At 62.3% G+C, this 9,329-nt stretch carries 7 protein-coding genes; 3 read left to right on the plus strand and 4 right to left on the minus strand.

The window, feature by feature from the left end; translation table 11 throughout:
• Positions 1-40 precede the first annotated feature (40 nt).
• The 3 genes from AB4118_RS31875 to folE form a co-directional block, all read right to left on the minus strand.
• Positions 41-2,443 carry an arylsulfatase gene (locus AB4118_RS31875; protein ID WP_441493509.1) on the minus strand — a complete coding sequence of 801 codons (2,403 nt, stop codon included), beginning with the start codon at positions 2,441-2,443 and terminating at the stop codon, positions 41-43.
• A 464-nt stretch (positions 2,444-2,907) separates the two neighbouring features.
• Positions 2,908-3,417 (minus strand): 6-pyruvoyl trahydropterin synthase family protein, encoded by a 510-nt coding sequence (locus AB4118_RS31880; RefSeq protein ID WP_441493510.1) that lies wholly within the window; start codon positions 3,415-3,417, stop codon positions 2,908-2,910.
• 11 nt (positions 3,418-3,428) lie between these two features.
• A complete protein-coding gene (gene folE, locus AB4118_RS31885) occupies positions 3,429-4,094 on the minus strand; it encodes a GTP cyclohydrolase I (RefSeq protein WP_441493511.1) in 666 nt (221 codons plus the stop codon).
• A gap of 246 nt (positions 4,095-4,340) precedes the next feature.
• Between folE and AB4118_RS31890 the strand changes: the two genes are divergently transcribed.
• The 3 genes from AB4118_RS31890 to AB4118_RS31900 all read left to right on the plus strand — a co-directional run bounded on the left by AB4118_RS31890 (position 4,341) and on the right by AB4118_RS31900 (position 8,518).
• Positions 4,341-4,802: a putative pterin-binding protein gene (locus tag AB4118_RS31890; protein WP_441493515.1), complete on the plus strand. Its 462-nt coding sequence runs from the start codon at positions 4,341-4,343 to the stop codon at positions 4,800-4,802.
• A gap of 60 nt (positions 4,803-4,862) precedes the next feature.
• The gene (locus tag AB4118_RS31895; RefSeq protein WP_441493512.1) at positions 4,863-7,259 is read left to right on the plus strand and encodes a putative bifunctional diguanylate cyclase/phosphodiesterase; all 2,397 of its coding nucleotides are present in this window, start codon (positions 4,863-4,865) and stop codon (positions 7,257-7,259) included.
• 524 nt (positions 7,260-7,783) lie between these two features.
• Positions 7,784-8,518 (plus strand): hypothetical protein, encoded by a 735-nt coding sequence (locus AB4118_RS31900; protein WP_441493513.1) that lies wholly within the window; start codon positions 7,784-7,786, stop codon positions 8,516-8,518.
• Positions 8,519-8,870: 352 nt separating this feature from the next.
• On the opposite strand, the gene AB4118_RS31905 is transcribed toward AB4118_RS31900, so the two are convergent.
• A partial coding sequence (locus AB4118_RS31905) for a methyltransferase domain-containing protein (RefSeq protein ID WP_441493514.1) occupies positions 8,871-9,329 on the minus strand: 459 nt, incomplete at its 5' end.

Consider the following 9,329-nt stretch of genomic DNA (forward strand, 5'->3'; position numbering starts at 1 on the left):
CGCACGAGATGCACGGGAGCGCGCAGGGATCTGGCTGCGTTCACTGCACCGGCTCGAGCTTGACCGTCAGCTTCTTGATCTTGCCGGTGAACTTGAACGGTGGGTCATAGCGATGCTCCAGCAGCGCGACCCCGGTGCGGGTATCCAGGCCAACATCGAAGCTCTCGTCCTCGGGAAACGTGATCGGGATGGTATGGTCCATCGATTTTCTGGCCACTTCCTGTCCGTCGACGGAAAGGACGCCGGTGCCGCCCTTACCCAGGCCGGGGCCGTCGGATTTGAAGTCGAAGACGATGCTGTGTTTTCCCGGCGTCAGTTCCGGCCCTTCCCAGATCGTCCGCTGCAGATCGAGGAGATTGTAAAGGAACACAGGCTTGCCGCGGCCGATCCCCAATTCGCCCTTGCTCAGGAAGAGGCCATAACCACCGAAGCGTCCGCCCTCGGGAATCTCGACCTCTGCGGTGATGGTGTATGACTTGTCGAGGATCCTTGGGGCAGCGCTCGGCGGCACACCGGACAGCTCTCCTGAATAGGTGAAGAGCGTTCGGCCCGCGGTCAGGCTCGGACGCGGTGTGTTCCAGCGCGCGAGCGACGAATTGTCGAGCGGCAGTGCGTCGTACTTCTTGGCTTCCGAATAGAACAACGCCTGCATCTGCTTGACCTTGTCCGGCAATTTCGCAGCCAGGTCATTGGACTCCGTGGGGTCCTGCCTGATGTTGTAAAGCTCCCAGTTGTAGCCCGTGATCACATCCGGAGGCGTGGCCGTGCTCAGTGCCCAGGGCAGGGTCGCCGGCGTCGTGGCCGCCACCCAGCCGTCATTGTAGATCGCGCGGTTGCCGAGCATCTCGAAATACTGGGTCTTGCGCCGGGATGGCCCGGTCACACTCGCCTTGTCCCAAGTGTACATCATGCTGACGCCGTCGAACGGACGCTGCTTGATGCCGTTGAGAGTAGCGGGGGCAGCGACACCGGTCGCTTCCAGAATCGTCGGCACGATATCGATGATGTGGTGGAACTGCCGCCGGATACCGCCCACATCCTTGACACGGCCGGGCCAGGACATGGCCATGCCCTGGGCCGTTCCGCCAAAGTGCGAGGCGACCTGCTTGACCCATTTGAACGGCGTGCTCATCGCCCAGGCCCAGCCGGCGGCAAAATGCGGAAAGGTTCGCTCCGAGCCCCAGAACTCGTACCAGAGCAACTGGTCCTTCACGGGCACCGCAACGCCGTTGAAGGTGGTGAACTCGTTCGGCGTGCCGTTGAGCATGCCCTCGGCGCTCGCGCCATTGTCGCCGCTGATATAGATGATCAGGGTGTTGTCGAGCTGACCGAGGTCCTCGACGGCCTGGATGACCCGTCCGATCTCGTGGTCGGTATAGGCGAGATAAGCTCCGTAGACATCCATTTGCCTGGTGAAGAGCTTTTTCTCCTCCCAACCGAGCGAATCCCACTCCGGCAATTCTTTGGGCCAGGGGGTCAGCTTGGCCTCGGCCGGCATGATGCCGAGCCTCTTCTGGTTGGCGAAGATAGTCTCGCGCAGCGTGTTCCAGCCGCCGTCGAAGAGGTGCATGTCGCTGATCTTGGTGATCCACTCCGGCGTGGGATGATGCGGCGCATGCGTGCCACCGGGGACATAGTAGACGAGGAACGGCTTGTCCGGAGCGACCTCCTTGAGCTGCTTCATATGCTGGATGGCCTCGTCGGCCATGGCTGTGGTCAGGTTCCAGTCCGATGCGCCCTGGAACGGATAGATCGGCGTCGTGTTTCGGAAGAGATTTGGCTGCCATTGGCTCGCGTCTCCGCCGACGAAGCCGTAGAAATAGTCAAAGCCCAATCCGGTCGGCCATTGATCGAATGGTCCGGCCTGGCTCGCCTGGTAGAAAGGTGTGTTGTGGTTCTTGCCGAACCACGAGGTCGCGTAGCCATTCTCTCTAAGGATTGTCCCGATCGTGCCGTTCTCCTTCCGGATGATCGAATTGTACCCTGGGAACCCCGTCGCGATTTCGCCCACCACGCCGAAGCCGGCGACGTGATGGTTGCGCCCGGTGATCAGCGCCGCGCGCGTCGGTGAGCACAGCGCCGTGGAGTGGAAATTGGTGTAGCGGATCCCGCTATTTGCGATGCGGTCGAGCGCCGGAGTTGGAACAACGCCTCCAAAGGTGCCCGGCGCACCGAAGCCGACATCGTCGGTCATGATGAGCAGCACGTTGGGCGCGCCCTTTGGCGGCACGATGCTTGGCGCCCACCAAGCCTTCGATTCCGAAGCCTTCTGGTTGATCACTCCGCCGAATCTCGGATCGGGGGGCGGCAACTGCTTTCCGCTCAGCGTCGTCGTCGCGCTTGGCGAACCTAGGGTGCCAGTAACTTGCTGAGCCAGTGCCGGCAGGTAGACCAGGGTGAGAAGGCTCGCGGCGGCGAGGGCGCTGCGACCGAGTTTCGCCATAGCAAACTCCCGCTGCCTTGAAGGGACCGGTACATCGCTGCGAAAAAACTGCGCTCCCACCCGGGGGACCGCCCATCATGATCTCGGTAAAACAGGAGGTCTAGGCAGAATCGGACGCTTTGACCGCTGAAGACGGGAAGGAATTGCCACGCCGCGATCGTCAAGCCGACAGCATACCGAGTTCGGTCCCAATCCGGCATCCACGACCTGATCTGACGTGCGTCGCGCGGAGGGGGCGATCCTCACATGGCCTGCGCTGGATGTGCCGTTGCGATCGGCGGCAGCCCGCATCGCCGATCAGGGCGCGACGTCGGGGCTGAACCGTCTGTCGCCTCCAGGGTGACGGATCTGCCCCGCTTCCCCCGTAAACTCGCCGGAGCCGATCCTCCGGATTGGCCTGAAAGGCGGTAGGTCGGCCCGCGGTCTGGCCTGCGAATGGGGCGCCGGCTTTGAAGCGTCAGCCGTTAGCCCTGCCGACGCTCGAAGATCGCCGAGTTTCCGTCGTGCTCGCGGACCTCGACCGATTCCAGCCAGACACGCTCGCCGATCTGATTGGCAAGCCAGGCCGCAACATGGTCGAACGTGTAGCGCGCCGTCGCCTCGCAGCCGACTGCGGGCATGATCCGCAGGTCGACAAGGCCCTTGTCGGCCAGCCCCTGGAACGCGTCGAGATGCGGGTCGTCGGCCGCGACAATCATCGTGTGGTCGAACATGTGCTTCAACCAGGTCTTGATCTCCTTCATCCCGCCGAAGTCGAAGCACCAGTTGCGCTCGTCGAGCTCGTGGGTGGCGAAGATGAATTTGAAGGACAGCGCATAGCCGTGAACCAGGCTGCAATGCGAATGCGTTGCGCGCCATTGGCGGAAGCAGCAGGACAGGCCTTCGACGAAGTCATAGGTCTTGGTCGACCGATAGACGTCCCGGTGAACGGTCCGCGCAGGCTTGTGGTCCTGCATCATTGCAACGCTGTCCATTGATCTGGGCCCTAATACCGTTCCAGAGATGTGCATTCCTGTATGAATTCGGCCTTGTATGACGCGTTTGTGGCAAACTCGCCGTAGAACGAGCTATTCACCATGCGGCTGGCATGGCTGGCCCGAACGCCGCGATGGGTCTTGCACATGTGGACGGCGCTGATCCTCACCGCCAGGCCGCGGGGATTGGTGGTCTCGACGATATGCTGCTCGATCTGCTTGACCAGCTCTTCCTGAATCTGGAGGCGGGCTGCGAAATGCTGGATGATGCGATCATATTTCGACAGGCCGATGATCTTGCCTTCCGGCGACGGCAGCACGCCGATGAAGGCCACGCCATAGATCGGCATCAGATGATGGGCGCAGGTCGAGCGGACATCGATCGGGCCGGTGACGATCAGCTGGTCATAGCTCGTGGCATTGTCGAACTCGGTGATCTTCGGCGGCGGGTTGTAGCGGCCGTGCAGGAGTTCCTCGACGAACATCTTGGCGACCCGCGCCGGTGTATCGCGCGTGTTATGATCGTTCTGGTGGTCGATCTGCAGAATATCGAACAGCTCTTCGATCTTCTTCGCAGCCGCGGCCCGCATGTCCGCCCGCTCGGTCTTGTCCAGGTAGCCCTCGACCGCGTGGTTTCCGAGGCGGGCTGAATTCGGTAGGCTATTCGCTCGTGACATGTTGCATCCAGATGCCTTCGTGGGCGGTAGGGGTCGCACGTGGGTCGGGTTAGTACGTCAAAATCGCAGAGGAATTCGCGGGGTTCTTGTGTAAGTATATCAATAATTTAACCGATTTCCGCTTTAGAGGTTTTTAATGGCCGGCTCGTAGGATTTCGAGCTTGGACCGATCGGGAGCCCCTCATGTCTATAGACACATTGCGACGTGGAATCACCCTGGGCGCGATCTCGTCCATTGGTCTGCTCATGGCCGGGACAGTCAGCGCCCAGACCTTGGCCGCTCCGACGGACAAGGTCATCCTGACGATATCCGGAAAGATCTCCGTGACCAATAGCGGGGATTCCGCACAGTTCGATCGCGCCGCGCTCGAGGCGATGGGGCTCATGACAATCGAAACCAATACCCCGTGGTACTCCGGACCGCAGAAATTCGAAGGCATCTCTCTCGATAAACTGATGAAGTCGGTCGGCGCCAAGGGCGACACCGTTCAAGCGATCGCACTCAACGACTATACGACAGAAATACCACTCGAGGACTTCGCGAAGTACAACGTCATCCTGGCGCTGAAGCGCAATGGTGAATACATGCCGATCCGGGACAAGGGGCCGCTGTTCATCGTCTATCCCTATGACAGCAACCCTGAGTTGCGCAGCCAGAAGTTCTACAGCCGCTCGGCCTGGCAGGTTTCAAAGTTGATTGTCCGCTAGGGAGAGGGTAGATAATGGCAACTGTCTAGCATCTGTGGGAGAATCTGCCGGGATTAACTCATGCTGAAGATGCGGAAGATAGAAACCTTTCTCGGGGCCGTTCTTGTCGGCCTCGTTTTGTCTGCATTGTATGTATCAAGTCTTATCGTCGAGCAGCAGAATCTGATCCGACAGACGGCGCGTTACAATGTAACCTGGCTTGCGAGCCAGTCCGTCGTCGAGCTCCAGCGCTTCCAGGAGCGCGTCGCCAGCTTCAGCATTCCGTCCAGCAAGGTCGACGCCGACGAGGTGGCGCTGCGCTATCAGATCCTGCTCAACCGCCTCAGCCTACTCAGCTCCGGCGAGTTCGAGGAGTTCGTCAATCAAGGTGCCGACAGGCGCGCGACCGTCGATGAATTCCGCCAGGCCCTGGCCGAGATCGAACCCTGGGTCGACCATCTCAACCCCGAGAATGCCGCGCGGATCCGTGCGCGACTGGCGCCGCTCGACCAGAAGATGTCGAGCCTCGCGGCCGCGGCCAACCGCATTTCCGGCGATCAGGTCGATGGCGATCAACGTGAGCTTCTGAGCCTGCACTGGTTCTTCTCGGGCATCATCATGACGCTCGTGCTGATGTCGCTTGGCCTGGTCCTGCTGCTTCATTTTCGCAACCGGCTGCTCAATCATGCCCATCGCGAGATGCATGTGCTGACCGACGGGCTGAAGGACGCGAAGGGCGAACTCGAACGGGCCAATGAGGACATTTCCAGCAAGAACGACAGCCTGAAGAATCAAAACGAGATGCTGGTGCTGCGCGACATCGAATTGCGGACCCAGAACCAGCGCTTCGATGCGGCCTTGAACAACATGTCGCAGGGATTGCTGCTGGTCGACGGCGAACACCGCCTGATCGTCTGCAACGAGCGCTTTCGCCAGATGTTCGAGCTGCCGGCGTCGAGCACCAAGCCGGGGGCGAGTCTTACGACCGTGGCTGACGAGCGCTTCGCTGCCCTGCTCGCCCATCAGAAGGCCATTGCGTCGGGACCGCGATCGGCGACGTTCTCGTTCGAGCTAGCCGCCGGCACGGTCTGCTCCGTCTCGCAGCAGCCGATGCCGGATGGCGGCTGGGTTGCGACCTATGAGGACGTGACCGAGCGCCGGCGCTCGGAGGAGCGCATTGCCTATATGGCGCATCATGATGCGCTGACGGATTTGCCGAACCGCGCCCAGTTTCGCGAACATCTGGAGCGCGCGCTCGAACTTCATCACGGTGAGGCCGGCAGTTTCGCCGTGCTCTATCTCGACCTCGATCGTTTCAAGACCGTCAATGACACGCTCGGTCACGAACTGGGCGACGCATTGCTGAAATCCGTCAGCGTCCGATTGAAGAAGGCGGTCCGCGGCAGCGATATCGTCTCTCGCTTCGGCGGCGATGAATTCGCTGTCCTGTGTCGCGGATACCCCGATCTCGACGAGCTTCGCCGGATCGCCACCCGCATCGTCGAACGCATGGGGCAGCCTTTCCGCATCGCCGGTCGCGACATCAGGATCGGGACCTGCGTCGGCATCGCGATGGCCATCAAGGATGGCAGCGATTGCGATTCGCTGCTGCGCCATGCCGACATGGCGATGTACGCGGCGAAGAATACCGGACGGGGAACCTACTGTTTCTATGAAGCCCCCATGGAAGAGCAGATCGACGCGCGGCGCGCGCTGGAAGATGCGCTCCGTCGGGCGCTCCAGGAAAACGAACTGGAGGTCTACTACCAGCCCATCGTCAATCTGAAGCGGATGGAGATCGTCAGTTTCGAGGCGCTGCTGCGCTGGACCCACCCGGTCCGAGGGGCGATCTCGCCGGCAGAATTCATCCCGGTCGCCGAGGAGACCGGGCTTATCGTGACGATAGGTGAGTGGGTGCTGCGGCGCGCCTGTGCCGATGCGGCGCAATGGCCGAACGGCACCCGGGTATCGGTCAATCTGTCGGCCGTCCAGCTCCGCAACGACGACTTCGCGCAGATCGTGTTCAGTGCGCTGGCTGGCAGCCAGCTGCCGGCTCATCGGCTCGAACTCGAGATAACCGAATCCGTGCTGCTTCAGGACAGCGATGCCACGCTCGCCGTGCTGCACCAGTTGCGCCGCTTCGGCATCCGCACCTGCATGGACGATTTCGGCACCGGCTTCTCCTCGCTCAGCTATCTGCGCAGCTTTCCCTTCGACAAGATCAAGATCGACCGGTCCTTCGTCAAAGACATGCATGTGCAGGAGGATTGCCGCGCCATCGTCACCTCGATCGCCCATCTCGGGCAGAGCCTGAACATGACGACCACCGCCGAGGGCGTCGAAACCCGGGAACAGCTGGAGGCGGTCATGGCGGTGGGCTGCACCGAGGTGCAGGGCTATTATTTCGGGCCGCCGACCCCCGCGGCGGATGTCGCGCAGGTCTTCTCGCGCCTGGAGAAGATGCGTCTCGCGGCCTGACGCCGCAGGCCGCCTGCCAGGGAAGCGGGCGACATCGCGCCGCTGCCACCCATCCCGGCACAGGATCCGTTCCGGCCGATGATCCTGGCGGCCTCGCAGCCGTCCTCCCGGCCAGGCAGACGGCCCTGCCGAGGCGCCGCCGCCGACCGGCCTGTCCGCCGGAGACCAGCGCACCCTCGCGCATCCTTTCCCGCGACCGCGCCGCCTCGATCCTGCCCGGCAGGCAGGGGCTTGAGCCACATCCTTCGAACGGAGGATGACGTTCGCAAGGCTCCTTCCTAGTTTCCCAAGGCTGCCTCAAGCTCCGCTTCGGCGAGGCCAGGCAGCAATGGGATGGCCGTATTCCGTCCGGGGCCGAAGCCGATCTGCGTCGGGCCTGGGTGGGGAGGGGCAGGCGAAATGCCGTCGATCCATGGAATGCACGCACGGGCGGGAATGGCCAGGCGCGGGGACCATGGCGCAGCCAAATGCCCTAAAGTCAGCGCTCGGTTCCCGGGCGCCCAGGCAAGACGGAGAGGCTCGCGATGATCCTGGAGATGTTTGGGCCGTCCGGGGCCGGAAAGACGACGATGGTTTCCGCCCTGACCGCCCATCTGCGCGGCCTCGGCTATGTCGTAAACCCTCGGATTGGTGTGCGGGCCCATCCGCTGAGGCGCGGCATTCTCAAATGCCTGGCCAGCGTCAAACTGCTCAGGTCCGCCGGTCCGGCCGCTGGCGTCGCGGAGCTCTTCCGGATCCTGCCACCGAAGGACCGGCTTTGGTTCATTCGCCTCTATTGGCACCTGGCCCTGCTCCATCACGAATGGACGGCGGCGCAAGCCTCCGATGCGATCACGATCTTCGATCAGGGCATGGTCCAGGCGGTGGCCTCGCTTATCCTGCTTAGCGGCATAACCGACCGCGACCCTGTCGGACGTGCGCTCGACATCGTGCCGAAGCCGGACCTGCTCATCCGCTTCGAAGCGCCACGTACCCTTCTGGAGGAGCGCCTTCGGGATCGCTGGCAGAAGATCGGCCCGCTTCAGCGCTACCTAGAAATCGACCTGCAAGGCAGCCTGGACCACGTCGACCATGTCGACCTGATCTCTGACATGGTCAGCGCACGCGCGCTCCCCATGATCCGGATCAGCAGCATCGATGCCCCTAGCTGCGATCTGTCGATCGATCGGATCACCGCCGAGGTGCAGGCCAGGATGCGCCCATCGCGCGTTGTCGCTGAGGAGCCCGCAGCACGTGGTTATGCGGCGCTCTCACATTAGATCATCCGACCGGGATATCCCGTATCCGGCCCGGTGATCCACCCCTCTGTGAGCGCACCGGCTTTCCCGAAAACCGCAATCCCGTTCCCGGGCCGCTGCTGTAGCGCCAGGGAGATCGGCATTGGCGGAGGTGACCTGACCTGCCGGCCGCGATGGAGGCCACTGCGATCACCGGCTCTGTCGTCGAGGCTGTCGCCCTCGACATCCCGGATGTCACTCGGAGGGCTGTCGGTGTCCGGGCCCCGACCATCGGGCTGGCGGCGCAGCGCCGGCGCCACGCAGCTTCGGCTTCGACACGCGAACGCAAAGAGGCCCGCGGTTTCCCCGCGAGCCCACGCACACCTCATCGGCGTCAGACGGAAGCGCTCCGTCGCGATTTGAGTTCGGTCGGGCGCAATGGCGAGGACACGGTGTCCCCAGGTTCGGCCACGGCGGCAGACGCCCGTTGCAGCATGCCGAAATAGTGCGATCGAAAGGCGGGGAAGAATGTCAGCGCCGGATAGAGCGGATCGGTGAGAGCGCCGAGACGGTAGGCAATGGGGGGAATCAGCGTTTTCGAGGCCAGTTCGCTCTCGAACTCGGGAAACAGGTCCTGGATGTGGCGCCGTGTCATGGCCCTGACATTGCGGTTCCAGGGATTGGGATAGCGCATGTCATACCAAATGATCACTCCGTTCGGAGTCAGGACGCGATTGATCTCGCGCGCCACGTTTCTGGCCATGAGGGGGCTCAAAATCGAGGAGAACACCGTGAAGACCAGGATGAAATCGAAATGCTGGTCGGGAAACGGTACATTCTCCGCATTGGCTTC

This window comes from Allobosea sp. 2RAB26, from assembly GCF_052115465.1.
Taxonomy (GTDB): Bacteria; Pseudomonadota; Alphaproteobacteria; order Rhizobiales; family Beijerinckiaceae; genus Allobosea.